General features: G+C 41.1%; 19 protein-coding genes. 16 read left to right on the plus strand and 3 right to left on the minus strand.

The genetic code is table 11. From position 1 onward, the window contains the following. The first annotated feature begins 21 nt into the window (after positions 1-21). The 3 genes from gpsA (at position 22) to CWO27_RS11780 (ending at position 3,712) form a co-directional block, all read left to right on the plus strand. Positions 22-1,068, plus strand: coding sequence for an NAD(P)H-dependent glycerol-3-phosphate dehydrogenase (gene gpsA, locus CWO27_RS11770; RefSeq protein WP_102431277.1), 1,047 nt, complete (start codon positions 22-24; stop codon positions 1,066-1,068). Positions 1,069-1,333: 265 nt separating this feature from the next. After that, on the plus strand, positions 1,334-2,155 hold the full coding sequence (gene cysE / locus CWO27_RS11775; protein ID WP_009847961.1) for a serine O-acetyltransferase: 822 nt from the start codon (positions 1,334-1,336) through the stop codon (positions 2,153-2,155). 405 nt (positions 2,156-2,560) lie between these two features. Then, positions 2,561-3,712 carry a murein hydrolase activator EnvC family protein gene (locus CWO27_RS11780; RefSeq protein ID WP_107899013.1) on the plus strand — a complete coding sequence of 384 codons (1,152 nt, stop codon included), beginning with the start codon at positions 2,561-2,563 and terminating at the stop codon, positions 3,710-3,712. Between the two features lie 655 nt (positions 3,713-4,367). Here the strand turns inward: CWO27_RS11780 and CWO27_RS11785 are convergent. Together CWO27_RS11785 and CWO27_RS11790 are read right to left on the minus strand one after the other, a co-directional pair. Beyond that, on the minus strand, positions 4,368-5,006 hold the full coding sequence (locus CWO27_RS11785) for a TetR/AcrR family transcriptional regulator (protein WP_055320036.1): 639 nt from the start codon (positions 5,004-5,006) through the stop codon (positions 4,368-4,370). A 108-nt stretch (positions 5,007-5,114) separates the two neighbouring features. Beyond that, positions 5,115-6,278: a nucleotide sugar dehydrogenase gene (locus tag CWO27_RS11790; protein WP_102432360.1), complete on the minus strand. Its 1,164-nt coding sequence runs from the start codon at positions 6,276-6,278 to the stop codon at positions 5,115-5,117. Between the two features lie 151 nt (positions 6,279-6,429). On the opposite strand from CWO27_RS11790, the gene rfaD reads away from it, so the two are divergent. The 13 genes from rfaD (at position 6,430) to CWO27_RS11855 (ending at position 19,934) form a co-directional block, all read left to right on the plus strand. Further along, positions 6,430-7,371, plus strand: a complete 942-nt coding sequence (gene rfaD, locus CWO27_RS11795) for an ADP-glyceromanno-heptose 6-epimerase (RefSeq protein WP_102432359.1) — start codon at positions 6,430-6,432, stop codon at positions 7,369-7,371. 140 nt (positions 7,372-7,511) lie between these two features. Further along, entirely contained in the window at positions 7,512-8,465 is a 954-nt protein-coding gene (lpxM, locus tag CWO27_RS11800; protein WP_102432358.1) for a lauroyl-Kdo(2)-lipid IV(A) myristoyltransferase, read from the plus strand. Position 8,466: 1 nt separating this feature from the next. Next, the gene (locus CWO27_RS11805; protein WP_102460923.1) at positions 8,467-9,666 is read left to right on the plus strand and encodes an O-antigen ligase family protein; all 1,200 of its coding nucleotides are present in this window, start codon (positions 8,467-8,469) and stop codon (positions 9,664-9,666) included. Continuing rightward, positions 9,659-10,411 carry a glycosyltransferase family 25 protein gene (locus tag CWO27_RS11810; protein WP_102431738.1) on the plus strand — a complete coding sequence of 251 codons (753 nt, stop codon included), beginning with the start codon at positions 9,659-9,661 and terminating at the stop codon, positions 10,409-10,411. Before CWO27_RS11805 ends, CWO27_RS11810 begins: the two co-directional genes overlap by 8 nt. Positions 10,412-10,472: 61 nt before the next feature. After that, positions 10,473-11,576 (plus strand): polysialyltransferase family glycosyltransferase, encoded by a 1,104-nt coding sequence (locus tag CWO27_RS11815; protein WP_102460930.1) that lies wholly within the window; start codon positions 10,473-10,475, stop codon positions 11,574-11,576. 47 nt (positions 11,577-11,623) lie between these two features. Then, positions 11,624-12,814 carry a UDP-N-acetylglucosamine 4,6-dehydratase gene (locus CWO27_RS11820; protein ID WP_102479816.1) on the plus strand — a complete coding sequence of 397 codons (1,191 nt, stop codon included), beginning with the start codon at positions 11,624-11,626 and terminating at the stop codon, positions 12,812-12,814. A gap of 12 nt (positions 12,815-12,826) precedes the next feature. Continuing rightward, positions 12,827-13,978, plus strand: coding sequence for a LegC family aminotransferase (locus CWO27_RS11825; protein ID WP_102432175.1), 1,152 nt, complete (start codon positions 12,827-12,829; stop codon positions 13,976-13,978). Then, on the plus strand, positions 13,978-14,970 hold the full coding sequence (locus CWO27_RS11830; RefSeq protein WP_102432176.1) for a GNAT family N-acetyltransferase: 993 nt from the start codon (positions 13,978-13,980) through the stop codon (positions 14,968-14,970). The genes CWO27_RS11825 and CWO27_RS11830 overlap by 1 nt, the downstream gene beginning before the upstream one ends. 8 nt (positions 14,971-14,978) lie before the next feature. Further along, complete coding sequence (gene neuB / locus CWO27_RS11835; RefSeq protein ID WP_102432177.1) at positions 14,979-15,980, plus strand: N-acetylneuraminate synthase; 1,002 nt, start codon at positions 14,979-14,981, stop codon at positions 15,978-15,980. Continuing rightward, positions 15,980-17,143: a UDP-N-acetylglucosamine 2-epimerase gene (gene neuC, locus CWO27_RS11840; RefSeq protein ID WP_107899014.1), complete on the plus strand. Its 1,164-nt coding sequence runs from the start codon at positions 15,980-15,982 to the stop codon at positions 17,141-17,143. Before neuB ends, neuC begins: the two co-directional genes overlap by 1 nt. Further along, positions 17,127-18,113 carry a pyridoxal phosphate-dependent transferase gene (locus CWO27_RS11845; RefSeq protein WP_102432179.1) on the plus strand — a complete coding sequence of 329 codons (987 nt, stop codon included), beginning with the start codon at positions 17,127-17,129 and terminating at the stop codon, positions 18,111-18,113. Before neuC ends, CWO27_RS11845 begins: the two co-directional genes overlap by 17 nt. Before the next feature lie 67 nt (positions 18,114-18,180). Beyond that, positions 18,181-19,242, plus strand: a complete 1,062-nt coding sequence (locus CWO27_RS11850; protein WP_102479810.1) for a nucleotidyltransferase family protein — start codon at positions 18,181-18,183, stop codon at positions 19,240-19,242. After that, positions 19,242-19,934, plus strand: coding sequence for an acylneuraminate cytidylyltransferase family protein (locus CWO27_RS11855; RefSeq protein ID WP_102432181.1), 693 nt, complete (start codon positions 19,242-19,244; stop codon positions 19,932-19,934). Before CWO27_RS11850 ends, CWO27_RS11855 begins: the two co-directional genes overlap by 1 nt. A gap of 20 nt (positions 19,935-19,954) precedes the next feature. Here the strand turns inward: CWO27_RS11855 and CWO27_RS11860 are convergent, their stop codons facing one another. Then, entirely contained in the window at positions 19,955-21,034 is a 1,080-nt protein-coding gene (locus tag CWO27_RS11860) for a glycosyltransferase family 4 protein (RefSeq protein WP_107899015.1), read from the minus strand. Positions 21,035-21,037 lie beyond the last annotated feature (3 nt).

A 21,037-nucleotide genomic window follows, 5' to 3' on the forward strand; every position in this document is an offset into this window, starting at 1 on the left:
TCATTATTTTTAGGTGGAAGCATGACAGAAACAACTCACCCGACTAACACGGCAGACGCTTACGGTAAAGAGATCACTATGACTGTAATTGGCGCAGGCTCTTACGGAACCTCTTTAGCGATATCTCTAGCGCGTAACGGTGCAAACGTTGTTCTTTGGGGTCATGACCCTGTTCATATGAATCGCCTTGAATCAGAGCGTGCGAACAATGAGTTTCTACCAAATATAGAATTCCCAGAAAGTCTTATCATCGAGTCAGATCTTGAGAAAGCAGTAACAGCAAGTCGCGACCTTCTCGTTGTCGTTCCTAGCCACGTATTCGGCGTCGTGCTTAACAGCATTAAACCTTACTTAGCCTCAGACTCTCGCATCTGTTGGGCGACCAAAGGCTTAGAGCCTGAAACCGGTCGTTTACTTAAAGATGTCGCGCATGATGTGCTTGGTGATGGCTACTCACTAGCTGTTCTATCAGGACCCACCTTTGCCAAAGAGTTAGCGATGGGCATGCCAACAGCAATTTCAGTGGCTTCACCAGACGAAAACTTCCTAGAAGAGCTGCAAGAAAAGATTCACTGTGGCAAAACATTCCGCGTATACGCAAACTCAGATTTCATCGGCATGCAGCTTGGCGGCGCGGTTAAAAACGTTATCGCAATTGGCGCTGGCATGTCGGATGGTATTGGCTTTGGTGCGAATGCACGTACCGCGCTTATCACTCGCGGCTTAGCTGAGATGAGCCGATTAGGTGCAGCTCTTGGCGCGCAACCAGAAACCTTCATGGGCATGGCTGGATTAGGTGACCTAGTACTAACCTGTACCGATAACCAATCGCGAAATCGCCGTTTTGGCTTGGCATTAGGCTCAGGTAAAGACGTCGACACTGCACAAGAAGAAATTGGCCAAGTAGTAGAAGGTTATCGCAACACCAAAGAAGTTTGGTTACTATCAGAACGCATGGGTGTTGAGATGCCAATTGTTGAACAAATTTATCAAGTGTTGTATCAAGGGAAAGATGCACACTTAGCGGCGCAAGACCTACTTGCTCGAGATAAGAAGTCAGAAAGATAACAAGAGCAGATACGGGATTCGAGTAATCGAGATGCGAAAAGAGTAAAGGCAGATACGAGATTCGGGTAAACGAGATACGAAGAGAGTAAAAGCGGATTGAGCGCTTAAAGAAGGCTGCTTTTCGTTACTCGTATATCGCAACTCTAATCTGTTCTTTACATCTCGCTCTTCGTATCTCGAATCTCGGTTACTCGCATCTGCTCTTATAGCTCTTCGTATCTCTCATCTCGCTACAAGTATCTGGTTTAAAGGAATGGATGGTAAAATGAAACACTGTGAACAACAAAAAGTTTGGCAATGCATTGTGAAAGAAGCTCGACAGCAGTCGGAGCAAGAACCTATGCTTGCGAGTTTTTATCATGCCACGATCATCAACCATGAAAGTTTAGGCGCTGCGCTCAGTTACATCCTAGCAAACAAGCTAAAAACAGCTTCAATGCCAGCAATGGCAGTGCGTGAAGTGGTTGAACAAGCATTCAAACAGGACCAATCGATTATTGATGCTGCCGCTTGTGATATTTGCGCGACGGTAAATCGAGATCCTGCGGTCGAGATGTACTCGATGCCTCTGCTTTACCTGAAAGGCTACCACGCTCTGCAAGGCTACCGAGTGGCTAACTGGTTGTGGAAGCAAGGCCGTATCGCACTTGCCACTTACCTACAAAACCAAATCTCGGTTGCTTGCCAAGTGGATATTCACCCAGCAGCTCGTATCGGTAAAGCTATCATGCTCGACCACGCGACAGGCATTGTAATTGGTGAAACCGCCGTCGTTGAAAATGATGTATCGATTCTTCAAGACGTGACCCTTGGTGGTACAGGTAAAGAAGGTGGCGATCGTCACCCTAAAATCCGCGAAGGTGTAATGATTGGTGCCGGCGCTAAAATCCTCGGTAATATTGAAGTGGGCGAAGGTGCTAAGATTGGCTCTTGCTCTGTGGTTCTACAAGCCGTGCCACCTCATACGACAGTCGCTGGGGTTCCTGCAAAAATTGTCGGTAAACCGAAAACAGACAAACCCTCTTTAGATATGGATCAAGGGTTCAACGGTCGCTCGCAAAATTTCATCCATGGTGATGGGATTTAAGAGCAGATGCGGGAATCGCGTAACCGTGATACGAAAAGACTAAGAGCAGATACGGGATGCGAGTAACCGAGATGCGAAAAGCTTAAAAGCAGGTTCGGGATTCGAGTAACCGAGATGCGAAGAGCTTAAAAGCAGATGCGGGATTCGAGTAACCGAGATACGAAAAGACTAAAAGCAGGTTCGGGGTTCGAGTAACCTAATACGAAAAGACTAAGAGCAGGTTCGGGATACGAGTAACCGAAATGCAAAAAGACTAAGAGCAGATGCGGGATACGAGTAACCGAGATGCGAAAAGACTAAGAGCAGATGCGGGATTCGAGTAACCGAGATGCGAAAAGACTAAGAGCAGATGCGGGATTCGATTCAGTGAAATTCGAAAAATCAAGAGCAGATGAATACAACTAAATGACGATAATGATGAAACAAATTCGAGCCATTAGCCGGACTCTTCTAGTATCTGCTAGCCTTTGCGCTGCTCTTTTATCTACATCGTCATTTGCCGCCTCTCAGGGGGAACTGAAAGGCGTGTCGAGTGAAATATCTCGCCAACAAAAAAACCTATCCTCACAGCAGAAAAAGCTCGATAGCCTGCAAGCAAGCCTCAAGAAACAAGAGCTATCCATCGCTTCGCTTGAAAGAGTGATTCTAGACAGTAAAAGGCAACTCAATACGGCCAATGCAAATATTGCCAGCTTAGACACCAAGATTAAATCGCTTACGGCTCAGAAAAAAGTCCATACCGATAAGTTAGAGCAACTGATTCAGACTTACTACATGACTAGTCGAGCTAAAGCTTCTTCTCACATCCTCAACACAGGTGTGGAAGAAGATCGCATCAGCCACTATTACCAACACCTTGCCAAAGCTCGCTCCGCAACAATCAAAACGATTGAACAGACGCAACTTGAATTAGAAGAAAGCCACAAACAGCGTCAACTTGAGCAAGAACAGATAGCAACACTGCTAAAACAGCAAACCACCAAGCGCGACAAGCTATCTAAGACTCAAACGCAGCGTAAGAAAACCGTTGGCAGCATCAAGAAAAACATCTCGGGCGATAAGAATTACTTGGCGGAGCTTCAGCGAAATGAAACTCGCCTGAAAGCTGAAATAGCGAAAGCAGAGAAAGCGGCTCGCGAGAGACGTAATGCAATCCCTATGGATGGGTTAGCCAAACGTAAAGGTAAACTGCCTTGGCCAATCAAAGATAAGGTGCTACATAACTATGGTTCACGCCAAACGGGCCAAATTAACTGGAAAGGCATGGTGATCAACGCCAAGTACGGTCAGCAAGTAAAATCCGTTTACTCAGGCACGGTGGTCTTTGCCGAGTATCTGCGAGGTTATGGTTTAGTGGTACTGCTTGACCATGGTAAAGGCGATATGACGCTCTATGGCTTTAACCAAGCACTTTTAAAGAAAGAAGGTGACAAGGTTAAAGCGGGTGAAGCCATCGCACTTGCTGGTGACACTGGCGGCCAAACTCGCCCATCACTGTACTTTGAAATTCGCAGAAACAGCCAAGCTCAGAATCCGAAGAGTTGGTTAGTTAGGTAAGAGCAGATACGGAATGCGTAGATCTTAAAAACAGATACGGGATTCGAGTAAACGAGATTCGAAGAGCTTAAAAGCAGATGCGGGATGCGAGTAACCGAGATGCGAAGAGCTTAAAAGCAGACGCGGGATGCGAGTAACCGAGATACGAAGAGCTTAAAATCAGATGCGGGATGCGGGGAACCGAGATGCGAAGAGCTTAAAGCAGAATCGGGGGCGAATGTTCCAGAGACAGAAAGGTTAAGAGTAGGTTCGAGGAAAAGGTGCTAATTAATCTTGAGCAACCCAAAAGAGTTAAGAGGCCTTTAACTAGTCACTTACAAAACCTCGTCATTCCAGAATTGAGGAACGAAATATCTGGAATCTCAGTCTCATATATTATTTGTCATGTTTAATTCACCACACCACAAAGATTCCCTATCGCGCTCGTACCTCGCTGTAGGGAGTGACGTCGCTATTTACAATGCGTGATGAAGACATCGATACGAATAACGCTAACCAAGAGCTTTAGAAAGCGAGTGCAGTAATCGTATTAATGAGTAACCACCGCTCTTCGTATCTCGAATCTCGGTTACTCGCATCTGCTTTTAAACTTTTCGTTTACTCGTATCCCGTTACTCGAATCTGCTCTTTCCCGATCTTCATTACTCGTATCTTTCTACTTAGAGTTCAACGCCCTTACACCATCTTCCAACAGTGTCAGCTGCTCAAAACCTTGGGCAGTCGCAATGGGCTTCACAGTCGCGATCATCTGCAGCATTCCTTGATGAACAACTTGCTCAGTAATTTGAGCTTTAGGAGACATCGCAGACTGATAAGCTAACCAACCCGATGCGATCAAGTGAAGAGAAGTGACCATCGATTTCATTTCCGAATCCGTTGCTTTAAGCAAGTTCAACTCAACAAAGGCTCTCATAATATCGACAAGGTTGGTTTGCAACTTTTCTTGTACGGCCATGTAATCAAGGTGGAGTTTTTCATCACGTGACAATATTTCAGGCAGATTCGCATAGAAGAATCGGTACTTCCACATCAGTGTGAAAATAGAATCTAAGTAGCGCTTTAGTAGCGTGAGACTTTCTTGTTGTCCTTGGATTGGTGTAAACCGTTCGAGCAACTCTGTTGAATAGAGAGTAAAGATATCACGGACAATTTCTTGTTTGTTGCGGAAGTGGTAGTAGAGGTTGCCAGGGCTAATCTCAATATGTTCAGCAATATGATTGGTCGTAATACTACGCTCGCCGTGCTCATTAAAAAGCTCTAGAGCAGCGTAAACAATCTTGTCACGTGTTTTCATTAGTTATTAGTATCCCTATCCGTTTAGAGGTTCAGTATATCGCCACTAAACGGATAGATCGAGCTGTTAACATCTGGTCTAATTAGCATTAGCTAAACTAGAACCAGATTAATCACTGCCAAAGAGGTCTCGCGTGTAAACCTTATCTGCAACGTCAGCGATCTCTTCTACCATTCTGTTAGATACAATCACATCTGATACGGCTTTGAACTCTTCTAGGTCAGAATAAACCTTCGAGTTAAAGAAATGCTCTTCCTCTAACACAGGTTCGAATACGACCACTTCAATACCTTTAGCTTTCAAACGCTTCATGATGCCTTGAATCGAAGAAGCACGGAAGTTGTCCGAACCAGCCTTCATGATCAAACGATAAATACCAACAATTTTAGGTGAGCGTTTGATAATTGAGTCCGCGATAAAATCTTTGCGAGTGCGGTTAGCATCGACAATGGCACCCACAATATTGTTAGGTACATCTTGATAGTTAGCTAACAGCTGTTTGGTATCTTTCGGTAAGCAGTAACCACCATAGCCAAATGAAGGGTTATTATAGTGATTGCCAATTCGAGGATCTAAACCAACGCCTTCGATGATCTGACGAGAATCCAAGCCGTGCGCTTCGGCGTAAGAATCGAGCTCATTGAAATAAGAAACACGCATCGCTAGGTAGGTATTTGAGAATAGTTTTACCGCTTCCGCTTCTATGGAATTAGTAAATAGCACGTCGATATTCTCTTTTTCTGCACCTTCAACAAGAAGATTAGCAAACACTTTAGCGCGTTCAGAGCACTCACCAACGATAATACGTGATGGGTGTAGGTTATCGTACAGGGCTTTGCCTTCGCGTAAAAACTCAGGTGAGAACATAACGTTTTCACAGTTCAGTTCTTGCTTAACGCGCTCAGTATAACCAACAGGCACCGTTGATTTGATCACCATGACAGCATTTGGATTGATATCCATGACGTCTTTAATGACCGATTCTACAGAACTGGTATCAAAATAATTATTTTTTGGATCATAATCGGTTGGAGTAGCAATGATGACAAACTCAGCATCTTTGTAAGCCGCTTTATCTGTTGTCGCCCTGAAATTCAGCGTCTTAGTTAATAGAAAGTGCTCAATCTCATTATCTACAATCGGCGACTGCTTATTATTCAGCATTGTCACTTTTTCATCGATGATATCTACCGCGACTACTTCATGATGTTGTGCTAACAGCATTGCGTTTGATAGACCTACATACCCAGTACCGGCTACTGCAATCTTCATGATAATACCTATAGTTTTGAGTAATTAACTCAACATAATTTATAACTTAGCTTGCCGTATCATACTCTGGTTGGGGAATTATTCCACTAGCCCGCTTTATCCATTCCTTGCTATACTCGTGACAGTTTTTTATTCAAAAGAGTTAGAAATTATGATTATCGTAACTGGTGGTGCTGGCATGATTGGCAGCAATATTGTTAAGGCGCTAAATGAAGCGGGCCACAACGATATTCTGGTCGTCGACAACTTAAAAGATGGTAAGAAATTTAAGAACCTTGTAGACCTAGACATCACTGATTACATGGATCGTGATGATTTTCTAACTCAAGTTATGGCTGGTGATGATTTCGGTCATATTGAAGCTATTTTCCATGAAGGTGCATGCTCTGCTACCACTGAGTGGGACGGCAAATACATGATGCTTAACAACTATGAGTACTCAAAAGAGCTACTTCATTACTGTGTTGAGCGTGAAATCCCTTTCTTGTATGCATCTTCAGCTGCGACTTACGGTGAAACCGATACTTTCATTGAAGAGCGAGAGTACGAAGGAGCATTGAATGTCTACGGCTATTCAAAACAACAATTTGATAACTACGTTCGCCGATTAACCGCGGATGCTGCAGCGCATAACGAAACGCTTCCACAAATCGTTGGCTTCCGTTACTTCAATGTTTATGGTCCACGCGAGCAACACAAAGGCAGTATGGCATCGGTAGCATTTCACCTAAACAACCAAATGAACGCCGGTGAAAACCCCAAGTTGTTCGCCGGTAGTGAAACCTTCAAGCGTGATTTTGTATATGTTGGTGATGTAGCAGCAGTAAACCTATGGTTTCTAGAAAACGGTGTTTCAGGTATTTTCAACCTAGGTACAGGTAACGCAGAGTCTTTTGAAGAAGTCGCAAAAGCAGTCATCAAGCACCATGGTAAAGGCGAAATTGAAACGATTCCTTTCCCTGAGCATTTGAAAGGCGCTTATCAAGAGTTTACTCAAGCTGACTTAACCAAGCTTCGCAATACAGGTTGCGATATCGAGTTTAAAACAGTGGCAGATGGCGTCGCTGAGTACATGAAGCTCGTAAACGCATAGCTGTAAGCTTTATATTTCAGATTAAGACTATTAGTACATCCTATTTTTGTGGTGCATTATTAGATAATCTAGTAAACATAATCATTCCCCGAGTGACCGATATAAAGTTAACTCTCTGATTTAAATAATGTAGTGAACGAATGACCACACAACGCAATGATTTTGATCCAAAAGCTTACAATCCTGAGTTTGAATGGGGATTTCTAGCACCTAAATACTGGGGCACTTGGATTGCTGTTCTGTTATCGTCTTTAGTCTGCTTCTTACCTAATAGCATTCGTTTAGCACTCGCTAAATTTATGGCTAAGCAAGCTGTAAAAATCAAGAATAAGGCTAACCGCCGAGCTCGCGTAAACCTTGAGATGTGCTTTCCTGAGCAATCTGTGGATCAGCGCGAAGAAACTCTTTATCAGTCATACGTTACATCTATATCGTTTTTGATGGGCTTTGCTTCACTGACACTAAAGAGCAAAGATTGGTTAGAGAGCAATACCTCGATTAACGGCTTGAGCAACCTAACCGATATTACGGACAGTGGCGAGAATGTGATCTTGCTGGTGCCACACACATGGGCTATCGATATCCCCGCGGTATTATTAGCATCACGCAATTTACCTGTGTCTGCGATGGCGAAAGCACAAAAAAACAAACTCAGTGACTGGCTAATGCACCGACAGCGCGTGCAATATGGTGGTCGTGTTTACGACCGTAGCGGAGGCATCAAGCCTTTCATCAAGTCAGTACGTGATGGGTACCTGGGTTACTATCTCCCTGATGAAGATCTTGGTCGTGAACATAGTGTCTTCATCGATTTCTTCGCGACTCAAAAAGCAACAATTTCAGGCCTCGGCCGCCTCTCAAAACTTAGTAAGGCCAAAATCGTTCCTTTGTTTGCTCAATACGATAGCAAGACCGGCCAATACACGTTGGATTTTCACCCTGCACTACCCTTCCCAACAGGAAGCGAAGAGCAAGACGCTCGCATGATGAATCAATGCATTGAAGATTACGTGAGTAAGAACCCAGAACAATATATGTGGATCTTGAGACTTCTTAAGACTCGTCCGGACAGTAATGTAAACCCGTACTCATAATATGAATTTATATAAAAACATTCTTAAAACCCTTATACTTGCTCCTTACTTTTTTGCTTTTTCGGGCATGCTAATCATTCCGAATGGTGATAAGAAAATGGCTATATTTCTAATCATTGGCTCTTTGGCTAGCTTGTTTTTTTCTAAAATCAACAATATCAACCTAAAAGATCGCTTGTATAATCCATATCTAATTATTGTTATATTAGTAACATCATATAGTATATTCAGTTATTACACTCACGGTGCAAGCTCTAGAGAAATGAGGGCGTTAATCGTTACATCTATATTTCTAGCTTTTTACCCTCTGAAAGAAATAAAAAACAACCTGCTAATTTCATTATTATTCACAGGCAGCTTAGTTCTATTTTTAAATAGTTTTTATTACCATCAAATTTTAGGTTACAGTAGATTTTCTGGATATATAAACCCAATTCCATACGCAACTATATGTGCAATAATTGGTTCTATAGCATACTCATTAATATTATCAAGTTCTGATATTAAAGAAAGATTGATATGCACACTATCTTTACTACTTGTTATTTACCCTTTAATAACAAGCGAATCGCGAGGAGTGTGGTTAGCTCTTGTTTTTTCTATAACTTTAGTATCTTTACGCCATATATCACATAAAAATCTCACAAAAAAAACAATAACCAATCTGATTATTCCTATATTAATAGTATCTATTGGATCTTTAACATTACTAAAAGACAATATAGAGTTAACAATTAAAAAAACTCAATCAGAGATACATCAAATAGAGTCTGGTGAGTTAAATAATTCCATAGGATTAAGATTTCAAATGTGGTTAGCAGCTCCAAGTTTAATAAAAGACAATATCATACTAGGCAGTGGCGATAAGCATCAATTAGAAATAAAACAACTCTATGATGACGGAAAAATATCTTCCTCGTTATATGAATTTAACCCAACACACTATCACAACCAATTTTTAGACAAATTTATAAAGTCTGGGATTGTTGGGTTAATTATGTTAATTGCACTGATGATATATCCAGTGATAATTAGTCATAAACTATCAACACGTAAAGAAATGCTAGTTCTTAGTATTGTATCAGTGATATTCATAGCATCACTGTCTGATGTACCGCTCAATCACCCGCAACCTTTAATACTATTCTTGTTACTATTGTTTCCTATTTGCTCAAGATGTAAGAGAGTTTCCAATGACTAAAATCTTTGTCATAAATTTAGAATCTTCCACAGAGAGAAAAGAGAACATTAGTCGTCAATTAGACGAGCTATCCCTTCCTTTCGAGCTATTTTCTGCCGTGGATGGCAGAACATCACCTCCTCACCCGTTACTCAATCGTTACAATGATGACTTAAGTCAAACATACCGAGCAAAGACACTTAATGCAGGACAACTAGGGTGCTATGCAAGCCATTTTTTATTATGGGAAAAGTGTGTTGAACTCAATCAGCCAATAATCGTAATTGAAGATGACGCTCTTTTATTTAAAGAGGCATTTATTAATTTCATTCAAGATACCCGAGCTATACCAGAATCTGTAGAGTGCATTCGATTATTTAGAAATAAGCGTCGTAAATATGATTCTTACGAAGTGTTCGGAGCTAAATCTACCAGCATTCATAAGTTCACTAAAGGACACATGAGTGCAACAGCCTATTTCTTAAGACCTTCAGGGGCGAAAAAATTCCTTAAACACTCAAAAGAATGGTATATGGCAGTAGATATTTACATGGATCGATTCTGGCAAAACGATGTTGAGTGCTATGGCACTGCGGTACCCTGCTTAACGAATGACCCAAAGTTTGATTCTGATATCGGATATGAAAAGCGCACCAGAACAAGAAGCTTCTTCAAGAAATTTAAGCGTGAGTGGTTCAATTTAAACGAAACCATTCAGCGTCATCTACATAATATAAAATTCAAAATCAGTATAAAAAAACAATGAACTTTATGAAGTTAGAATGCTCTTATGCATACAAATTGACACGCAGTCGATCGAGGTAACTATGGCAGATGACATTTCAAATCTATATATGTGCTCTACGGTAAGGCATGTCATGCTAAGTGTTTTTCATGCTGTTGAGTCAAATAAAAATTCAACTATTGTATTGTTTAATGACTACCAAAGTATTCCCTCTACACTTATAAATACATCTAACTTGCCAAGCAATATTAAAATTGTATTGGCTAGTAGAGATGAATTAACATCCGTAATAAAACAAAAAGGTCTAATTGGCAAGTTTATACTCAAGTCATCTATACTAGGCTTTCGTATCCCTGACTTTCTAAAGAGAACATTAATTTCATATATTAATGCCTATGAAGAAAAAATATTTCTAGATTTAGTTAGTTATGAACTTTTTGTTTTCAATGATGACAATAAAATGTCTAGATTGTTTAGATTACTGGTTCCCAACTATAAGATGATTGAAGATGGAATGAGAAACTATATTGAAATACCTATTCATAGTCCAATAAAAAAAATATTTAGAAAATTAAAGGGCTACCATTCAAAGACAATGATCATGGGAGAGAAAAATGAGTGTCTAGAAATTCACCTTCTTTCACCCGATAAATCACCATCACAAATACATAGAAAAGTACAAAAGCTTAATATTTCACAATCAACATATGCGACAGACCTATTATCAAAAATATTCCAAGTCGATAGTTACACACACGAAAAAAGAACTATAATTCTCGCCACTCAACCAACATCTAAAGAAAACAATTTACGATTCAAAGATATAAACTTTGTCAAAAAAGTTTATCAAAACATTTATAAACAGGCAGTCAATGCAGGTTATAATGTTGTTTTAAAACTCCACCCATCAGAGCCAAAAGACGATTACAACAAATTCTTTGAAGGTGTTGAGCAATTACCACCTAAGCTTCCGGTTGAGCTATTCCTGATGTTGTCCGATAAGAAGATTGGGATTGTGTCGTTATTCTCATCCGTTGGTATGGGGCTGGAAGAATACTGTGACGTTTTTCAGATATTGAAACAAGAAGAAATAGCCGAAACAATCGATACAATTGTAAGCTTTGAGAAAAACCCTGCAGAATTAGACCTCAGGATTAAGCAAGTTTTACAAAAATTTGAATTATAATTACCTAAATTAATTATCCAATTAAGTTCAACATAAAGAGTAACTCGATGACTAATGCCTTATCACTAATCGGTCGTACGGAGATGCTGTTCAATTCTGATATAAAACAGCATCACAATGAACTAGCAGACATAATATCAAAATCTAGCTTTCTTGTTTTAGGTGGAGCAGGCTCAATTGGCCAATCTGTAACTAAAGAAATTTTTAAACGTAGCCCGAAGAAGCTGCATGTTGTTGATATTAGCGAAAACAACATGGTTGAACTGGTTCGTGATATTCGCAGCTCATTTGGGTACATCGATGGTGATTTCCAAACATTTGCCTTAGATATTGGCTCTCTCGAGTATGACGCGTTCATCAAAGCAGATGGTAAGTTTGATTATGTGTTGAACCTATCAGCACTTAAGCATGTTCGAAGCGAGAAAGATCCCTATACATTGATGCGAATGATCGATGTAAACGTGTTTAATACAGATAAAACCATTCAACAGTCTATTGATGCTGGCGCTAAAAAGTATTTCTGTGTATCAACAGACAAAGCAGCGAACCCAGTCAATATGATGGGCGCATCAAAGCGTATTATGGAGATGTTCCTAATGCGTAAAAGTGAACAAATGACTATCTCAACAGCGCGCTTTGCCAATGTTGCGTTCTCAGATGGTTCACTACTGCATGGTTTCAATCAGCGTATTCAAAAACGCCAACCTATCGTGGCTCCAAACGATATCAAGCGTTACTTCGTGACCCCTCAAGAGTCAGGTGAGCTATGTCTAATGTCTTGTATCTTTGGTGAAAATCGTGACATTTTTTTTCCTAAGTTGAGTGAAGCACTTCATCTTATTTCGTTTGCTGATATTGCCGTGAAATATTTAGAGCAACTTGGCTACGAGCCTCATCTGTGTGAAACAGAAGAAGAAGCTCGACAATTGGCTCATACACTTCCTGAACAAGGAAAGTGGCCATGTTTGTTCACAGCTAGCGATACAACGGGTGAGAAAGACTTTGAAGAGTTTTTCACGGATAAAGAAGAGTTGGACATGTCTCGATTTGCAAATCTTGGAATCATTAAAAACGACCCACTTTATGACCAAGAATTACTAACCTTATTCGAAGACAGCATTTTAGCGATGAAAGGCGAGAAAGCTTGGACTAAGGATCAAATTGTAAAACTCTTCTTTACCATGATCCCTGATTTTGGACACAAAGAAACGGGTAAATACCTCGATAGTAAGATGTAAGCGGAGTAAGTAATGAAAGCGACATCTATTGTTGAATTTGTTAGAGATACTTATAAAACTAATGAATTCATTCCGTTGCACGCACCAACGTTTAATGGCAACGAAAAAGCCTATGTTATGGAAACGATTGAAAGTACTTTTGTTTCTAGCGTTGGTAAATTTGTTGATGATTTTGAGCGAAAGATTGAAGCGTATACAGGTGCGGCTAAAGCGGTAGCGACAGTCAATGGTACTGCAGCATTACATGCGGCCTTGTACATGGCTGATGTTCAACGAGGAGACCTTGTTATTACACAAGCTCTGACTTTCGTTGCAACTTGTAACGCTCTTTATCATATGGGTGCCGAGCCTATTTTTGTGGATGTTTCTCCTGTGAGCTTAGGCCTATGCCCTAAAGCTGTAGATGCATTCTTAAGTGAGCATGCTGAAGTAACCAATACGGGGTGTATTCACAAGAATACAGGCAAACGAATTAAAGCGGTTGTCCCTATGCATACCTTTGGCCACCCTGTAGAGCTTGATGAGCTGGTTGCAGTTTGCCTGAACTGGAATCTTGTTTTAGTAGAAGATGCAGCAGAAAGCCTAGGTTCTTTCTATAAAGGTAAGCACACCGGTACTATTGGTGATGTGAGTGCAGTCAGCTTCAATGGCAACAAAATCATTACCACTGGTGGTGGCGGTATGGTTCTATGTAAAACTCAAGAACTAGGAGCACGAACCAAGCATGTCACTACGACAGCGAAAGTGCCTCATCCTTATGAATTTTTCCATGATGAGCCAGGTTTTAACTACCGCATGCCAAATCTGAATGCAGCGCTTGGTTGTGCGCAGATGGAAGTGATTGAGCAATACCTTATTCAAAAACGCAGTCTTGCTAATCAATACATAAGCCTGTTTGAAGGCACTGACATTAAGTTTGTTGTCGAGCCCAAGTACGCTAAATCCAACTATTGGTTGAATGCCATTATTTGTCCTGATGTTGAATTTCGTGAACATATATTGCAGGAAACGAATGCTGCTGGTGTCATGACTCGCCCAATCTGGAAGTTAATGCATCGTTTACCAATGTTTGAAAATGCCATGTGTGGCGATCTAACTCAGTCTGAGTTTATTGAAGCGCATTTGGTTAATTTACCTAGTACTCCAATTCTTAGAGCTGAATGATGACGAATATTACCATTACAGATTTGCCGTCAGACATATACTACCAGCGAGAATACTCTGCGCTATATGAAGGCGATGGTGAACATTTTGAATTTCAGTATGGTGAGGATAGCTCTTATGTTTGGTTTAGTGCTTTAAAACGTCCAATCCGAAGTGTTGCAGGGCAGACCATCAGCGAAGAGTTGTATGACTTAGAAACACCTTACGGTTACGGAGGTCCAATTTCTAACTCTTCAGATACGTTATTTTTACAGCGTGCATTTAGTGCTTACAGAGAGCATTGCAAAGCTCAGAACATTGTGTGCGAGTTCATCCGTTTTCACCCTTTTAATACTGTCGGTGAAATGCCGTCGTTATTTGACATGCATTTCCCTGAGCGCCAAGTCGTTATTGTTGACCTAGAAAAGAACACAGAAGAGCGCCGAAAATCATACTCAAAAACAACAAGAAACATCGTTAAGAGAGCTGAGAAAAACTTATCTGTCGATACAACATCAGTACAACTCTCTGATTTTATGGAGATGTACTACGAAACAATGAATAAAAACTCAGCCAGTGACTTTTTTTACTTCCAAGAAAACTACTTCAATGATTTGAATGCTTTAGATGGTGTGTCTTTACTCGCCACAAAGAAAGAAAGTACATATGCTTCAGTGGGCTTTTTCATGTGTGGTAAAGAACTCGCGCATTACCACTTGTCTGCCAATAATCAGGACATCGCTAAGGAAAATGGCAATTATTTGCTACTTGATGCCGCTTTTGAGCATGCTAAAAGCCAAGGTTGTCGTTACATGATGCTAGGTGGAGGTCGAACATCTTCTCCTGACGACAGTTTGTTCAAGTTTAAGTCGAAATTCTCTCCTTTAACGATGCCATTTTATATTGCGGGGTTAGATTTCTTACCCGAAAAGCGCCAGATGTTGAATCAAATGTGGATTGATCAAAGTAAAGATTCTACTACTCCGAAATTATTCCAGTTATACCGAGCTTAGAGGTAACTATGACAAACAATATTTTTATTATCGCAGAAGCGGGTGTCAATCATAATGGTGACATTGGTCTAGCTAAGAAGTTGATTGATGCAGCGGTAGAGGCTGGGGTTGATGCTGTAAAGTTCCAAACTTGGAAAACGGAGTTGCTCGTCACTGAAGATGCTCAAATGGCTGAGTATCAAGTGGAGAATACTCAACGAGAAGAAACTCAGTTTGAAATGCTCAAACGTCTTGAATTGAGCTACGATGATTTTGCTGACTTAAAAGCATACTGTGACGCGAGAGCGATCACCTTTATGTCGACACCTGATGAAGAACAGAGCGCAACGTTCCTTAATGAACTACAAGACGTCTTCAAAATTGGCTCCGGGGAGTTAACTAATACGCCGTTCCTACGTCATATTGCTGGTTTTAAAAAGCCCGTAATTCTCTCTACTGGGATGGGTTACTTATATGAAGTGGAGCATGCGATCAACACGCTTGTTGAAGCCGGTTTATCACTTGCAGATATTACAGTACTTCACGCCACTACAGACTATCCGACATCACCAGAAGACGTAAACTTAACAGCAATGTTAACGATTCAGAAAGCATTCCCTGGCGTTACCGTTGGGTACTCAGATCATACCTTAGGTATTGAAATCCCAATTGCCGCAGTGGCTATTGGGGCAAAAGTTATCGAGAAGCATTTTACTCTAGACAACAAAATGGAAGGTCCAGACCACAAAGCAAGTCTAGAACCTCATGAGCTGTCGGATATGGTAACCGCTATTCGCAACATAGAAAAAGCGATGGGATCTGGTTGGAAAGTACCAACCAAAACGGAAAAAGCGAACCGCGATATTGTAAGAAAGAGCATTATTGCAGGTAAGGCGATTTCTGCCGGACAAGTTATCTCAGCAGAGATGCTTGAAATCAAGCGCCCAGGTAACGGTATTTCTCCAACTCGATGGGATGAAGTCGTTGATTCAATAGCGAAGAAAGATTACCAAGTTGGGGAACTGATCTGATGCGTAAGATATGTGTAGTCACGGCGACAAGAGCTGAATACGGATTGTTAAAGTGTTTACTTGAAGATATTCAAAATGATTCAGTACTTGAGCTTCAACTAATCTCAACAGGTAGTCATCTATCTCCAGAGTTTGGTTTAACGAATCAGCAAATTCTTGATGATGGATTTGTCGTGAATAAGACAGTAGAAATCCTTCTTTCCTCGGATACTCCGGTTGGAGTTAGTAAGAGCATGGGCCTTGCGCAAATCAGCTTTTCAGAGGCGTTTGATGAGTTAAAGCCCGATATTGTTGTCGTATTAGGGGATCGTTATGAACTGGTCCCTATCGTTTCTGCGGCAAATATTGCCCGTATTCCCGTTGCGCACTTGAGTGGTGGAGAGCTTACCGAAGGTGCAATCGATGAATTAATTCGTCATGCCATTACTAAGTTATCCCAACTACACTTTACTGCGATGGATGAGTATTCCACTCGAGTTATTCAGATGGGTGAGCTGCCAGAACGTGTATTCACCGTCGGAGAAGTCGGCCTTGATAACTTACTTCGTATGCAGTTGATGTCGAAAGATGAGTTTGAAAACTCCATATCTTGTAAATTAAAAGAGCGGAATTTACTTTTCACTTATCACCCTGAAACTACACAAGATATCGCAGAAGTCGAAAGAGATTTTCGAGAGATCCTTAGTGCATTAGACACTTTGGAGCATACGTTAGTCATCTTCACTAAGGCGAATGCTGACGTAGGTGGTCGATTGATAAATAAGATGATAGATAAGTATGTCGCTGAAAACACTGAGAAAGCGATTGCATTTACCTCTCTAGGACAACTTCGTTATTTGTCAGCGTTGCAGTATATGGATGCTGTAGTAGGAAACTCTTCGAGTGGTATCGTGGAAGCTCCGTCGTTCAAACTCGCAACTATTAACATTGGTAACCGTCAAAAAGGGCGTGTGAAAGCCAATAGCACAATTGATGTTAGTGTAAACAAGGCTGATCTCACTTCGGCATTAGCTGAGGTTTATACTCCGGAGTTTATGGTATCTTTAAAGCATATCGTGAATCCTTACGGGCGTGGAAATAGCTCTGAAAAAGTGGTGCAAACTCTTAAAACCGTTGAACTAAGCAGTTTAAAAACAAAGCAATTTTATGATGTTAAGTACTGAACCTAAAATGGTCGGCGGAGAGCAAGAACTTGAGAGTGAAGGTCTTTTCTATGGTGTAACCAATAGTGGACGCTCATCATTAAGGTGGGCTATTCGCTCTATGTCTCTTCAACGAAAGAAGGTTCTTGTTCCGGATTTCGTGTGTCAGATAGTTGTTGATGTCTTACTTGAATTTAATATTGATGTACAATTTTATCAGGTTCGAGAAGATTTTGAATTTGAACTGCCCAACGAACTGGGAAGCATCAGTGCCATATATCTCGTGAAGTATTTTGGCCACGAGAGTCACTCCTTCGACAAGCTAATTAAAAGCACGGATACACCACTCATTATCGATGACGTGTTTGGTATTGAAGCGCCTAAAATTCCTGCTGAAGTGCCATGGTGCTACTTCAATAGTTTAAGAAAAATTACAGCTGTAGCTGACTTTAGCCAGTTAGTGTCGAGTACACCACTAACAGAACTACGCAAAGAGCGATTACCTGATTTTTCTACTCTTAAGTACAAAGCTAAATCTGCTAAATATCAATACCTTAATGCTTCAGTGGGAAAAGAGAGTGATTACCTATCACTCTTTTCCAGTGCGGAGAGCTTACTTGATGAATGTTCTGGAGTGTATGAGCCAGAAGACAGAAGTGTATTCTTAGCTTGTCAGTTTTCCCTTCATTACCGAAATGAACAGAAAGCCCGAGTTGAGAACTTGAGAGTTGCTAAAGCGGCGCTCGATTCAGAGCAGTTCATAGACATTAATGCAAACTTCCCATCTTTCTTGCCATTATCATTAGTGAATCGCGATAAAGTTCGAAAGGCATTGATGGGGCATTCTATCTTTTTAGCTGTTCATTGGCCAAAAAGCAGGCAAGCGCCGAGTTCACTGTGTGACACTATTCTGTCATTACCGCTAGATAGTCGCTACACGACGGAAGACATCAAGCGTATATGTGATTTGATAAAGAAATTTGAGAAATGAATCAAGAAAAATTAGAAATCGAACCGATAAAAATAAATAAATATGTAAAGTGGACTGGTGATTGCCTATGAGTCATGATTGGAAAAATGTGCAGCTAGTACCGTCATCAACAATTCTAGATGCGCTGGATATTCTTGATAAAGAAGCATTACGTGTTGTTCTGGTCATCAATGACAAAGGTTGCCTCATCGGCGTTGTGACTGATGGAGATATTCGTAGAGGTTTATTGAATAAACTCTCATTAAACGATGAAATATCGACAGTTATGAATACATCTCCAATCACGGCAACTCTTGGAACCTCAAGAGAACAGCTTATTGAATTGATGGAACTAAAAGGTATTTTGTCAATTCCGTTAGTGAGTGAGAGTGGGGTTGTCGTTGGTTTAGAGACGCTTCAGGATATATTAAGTCAACCTTTGGTGAAAAACCCTGTCTTTATTATGGCTGGCGGCTTTGGTACCCGCCTAAAACCTCTTACAGACAATTGCCCTAAGCCAATGCTAAAGATCGGTGATAAACCAATTCTTGAAACGGTGATACGAAGCTTTACTAAAGCGGGTTTCGTTAACTTTTATATCTCTACGCATTATATGCCCGAGCAAATTCAAAACCACTTTGGCGATGGTAGTGATTTAGGCATTAACATCACCTATGTCCATGAGAATGAACCGCTAGGAACCGGTGGCGCATTAGGCTTATTACCTGATAACCTACCTAAAGACCTGCCTCTCATTATGATTAATGGAGATGTTCTAACAAAGGTAGATTTTCAACGCTTGTTAGAGTTTCATATAGACAATAACGCTGATGCAACAATGTGTGTCCGTGAATACGACTATCAAATCCCTTACGGTGTGATAAATGGGGAAGGGAACAAAATAACGAGTATGGTCGAAAAACCAATACAACGTTTTTTTGTGAATGCTGGGATTTATGTAGTCTCGCCTCAAGTCATTGATTCTGTGCCAAAGAACCATCGTGTAGATATGCCTACGTTGTTAGAGCAACATATGAATACACGCAACAATGTATTGATGTTTCCAATCCACGAGTATTGGTTAGATATTGGCCGCATGGACGATTTCAATCGAGCGCAGGCTGATATCCATAGCTTAGAGATGTTCTAATGATTCACACTAAAAAAGTATTGGCGATTATCCCAGCCCGCGGTGGCAGCAAACGACTACCAAGAAAAAACGTGCTGCCTTTAGCTGGAAAACCATTAATTGGGTGGTCAATTGATGCAGCGAAAAACAGTAAATATATCGATCAAATATTCGTTAGCACTGATGATAAGGAGATCGCGGATGTCTCTTCCCGATTTGGTATCGATGTTCCAGAACTAAGACCTGACCACTTAGCATCAGATACCGCGACGACAGAGAGTGTTCTAACTTATACGTTAGAACAGTTTGGAAATGACATAGATATAATTGTACTGCTTCAACCAACATCTCCGTTGCGGACAGCTCAACATATCGATGAAGCATTGGATCTATTCATTGAAAAACAGGCTTTCTCTGTAATTTCCGTTACACCATGTGAACACCCACCGCTTTGGGCTAACACGCTTCCAGAAGATGGCACAATGGGAGACTTTATTCGCCCAGAAGCATTAAAGCGATCTCAAGATTGCGGGGATTTCTTCCGATTCAATGGAGCTATTTACATCTTTGATGTTCGAAAGTTTAAGGAATACGGCGAAATTAGATACACAGAGGAATCCTTTGCCTACGTGATGGAAAATAGAGTTTCTTTTGATATTGACCAACAATTAGATTTTGAGCTTGCCGAATTTTTTATAAACAAAGAGGGCTAAATAGCCCTCCTCACTTTATATTATTGCTTAAGTAACTTCTCAAAAAATTCTAGATGCTTCTTAACCGTCACTCGTGAACTGAAGCTTTCATCTAGCCGATTCTTAGCCGCTTCGCTCATTGTTGTGCACTTTGCCTTATCTTGTGCGAGCTTGTCCATTGCCTCACCCAAAGCTTTTGCGTCTCCCGTAGGGACGATATAACCCGTTTCACCATCTACAACGAGTTCAGGGGCACCGCCAGTGGTCGTAACTACAGAAGTTGTGCCATTTGCCATTGCTTCAACAATCGTACGCGGTAGTCCTTCTCCGCTGGTCGATGGCTGAACTTGAAAATCTGCCATACACATGATCGAAGGGATGTCAGTACGATGACCAATGTAGTGAATTCGCTCACTCATAGGGCTCACTTTCATCTCATCAAAGTGAGGCTCATAGCCGCTGCCCGCTAAGATCAAATGGAAGTTCGGTGCAGTAATGTATTTGGTCGCCTCAAGTAAAACAGATATACCTTTACTTGGCCTTACATGCGCTGCAGTAATCGCGACGACATCATCTTCATTCAAACCAAACTCGGAGCGCTCAGTTGGTGGTACTTTATACCAATCCAATTCATGCCCTTTGTATATGGTAACAACGTTATCTTTGTTCTTCCAAACGCGCTTCACCACATCTTGTCGAACCGCTTCTGAAACACAAACTATGCCATCTACACGAGGATGCAGCTGAGTTAGGTAAGCACTTGGGTCATGTCGATACAGCCCTCCTGTAGTACCTCGATAAACAACCAACTTAACGTCAAAACCAATACACGCAAAAGCTGCATTGGGGATTGTCTTAGAGTTAAAAGCATAGCAGATGTCGTAATTATGCGTTCTTAACTCATGACGGATCTTTTTAATGGTATCAAAACAAATTTTACGCTTCGGGTAACCATCGACTACTCGGATACCGTGCTCTTCTAGCTTAGATACGTGCTCAGATTCTCCCTGAGTCATGATCGTCACTTGATGCCCTTGACTAGCTAGCTCGATAAAAATCGCAGCTTCTGGACGCAAACTGTTCCATGCATGTAAGTAAGATGCACAAACTAAAATCTTCATCTA

This window comes from Vibrio sp. 10N.286.51.C3 (assembly GCF_003050065.1).
Lineage (GTDB): Bacteria > Pseudomonadota > Gammaproteobacteria > Enterobacterales > Vibrionaceae > Vibrio > Vibrio crassostreae.

Bases quoted from the DNA above. Each gene is read 5' to 3' on its own strand.
- gpsA (WP_102431277.1), top strand. From the start codon at position 22: ATGACAGAAACAACTCACCCGACTAACACGGCAGACGCTTACGGTAAA.
- cysE (WP_009847961.1), top strand. From the start codon at position 1,334: ATGAAACACTGTGAACAACAAAAAGTTTGGCAATGCATTGTGAAAGAA.
- CWO27_RS11780 (WP_107899013.1), top strand. From the start codon at position 2,561: ATGACGATAATGATGAAACAAATTCGAGCCATTAGCCGGACTCTTCTA.
- CWO27_RS11785 (WP_055320036.1), bottom strand. From the start codon at position 5,006: ATGAAAACACGTGACAAGATTGTTTACGCTGCTCTAGAGCTTTTTAAT.
- CWO27_RS11790 (WP_102432360.1), bottom strand. From the start codon at position 6,278: ATGAAGATTGCAGTAGCCGGTACTGGGTATGTAGGTCTATCAAACGCA.
- rfaD (WP_102432359.1), top strand. From the start codon at position 6,430: ATGATTATCGTAACTGGTGGTGCTGGCATGATTGGCAGCAATATTGTT.
- lpxM (WP_102432358.1), top strand. From the start codon at position 7,512: ATGACCACACAACGCAATGATTTTGATCCAAAAGCTTACAATCCTGAG.
- CWO27_RS11805 (WP_102460923.1), top strand. From the start codon at position 8,467: ATGAATTTATATAAAAACATTCTTAAAACCCTTATACTTGCTCCTTAC.
- CWO27_RS11810 (WP_102431738.1), top strand. From the start codon at position 9,659: ATGACTAAAATCTTTGTCATAAATTTAGAATCTTCCACAGAGAGAAAA.
- CWO27_RS11815 (WP_102460930.1), top strand. From the start codon at position 10,473: ATGGCAGATGACATTTCAAATCTATATATGTGCTCTACGGTAAGGCAT.
- CWO27_RS11820 (WP_102479816.1), top strand. From the start codon at position 11,624: ATGACTAATGCCTTATCACTAATCGGTCGTACGGAGATGCTGTTCAAT.
- CWO27_RS11825 (WP_102432175.1), top strand. From the start codon at position 12,827: ATGAAAGCGACATCTATTGTTGAATTTGTTAGAGATACTTATAAAACT.
- CWO27_RS11830 (WP_102432176.1), top strand. From the start codon at position 13,978: ATGACGAATATTACCATTACAGATTTGCCGTCAGACATATACTACCAG.
- neuB (WP_102432177.1), top strand. From the start codon at position 14,979: ATGACAAACAATATTTTTATTATCGCAGAAGCGGGTGTCAATCATAAT.
- neuC (WP_107899014.1), top strand. From the start codon at position 15,980: ATGCGTAAGATATGTGTAGTCACGGCGACAAGAGCTGAATACGGATTG.
- CWO27_RS11845 (WP_102432179.1), top strand. From the start codon at position 17,127: ATGATGTTAAGTACTGAACCTAAAATGGTCGGCGGAGAGCAAGAACTT.
- CWO27_RS11850 (WP_102479810.1), top strand. From the start codon at position 18,181: ATGAGTCATGATTGGAAAAATGTGCAGCTAGTACCGTCATCAACAATT.
- CWO27_RS11855 (WP_102432181.1), top strand. From the start codon at position 19,242: ATGATTCACACTAAAAAAGTATTGGCGATTATCCCAGCCCGCGGTGGC.
- CWO27_RS11860 (WP_107899015.1), bottom strand. From the start codon at position 21,034: ATGAAGATTTTAGTTTGTGCATCTTACTTACATGCATGGAACAGTTTG.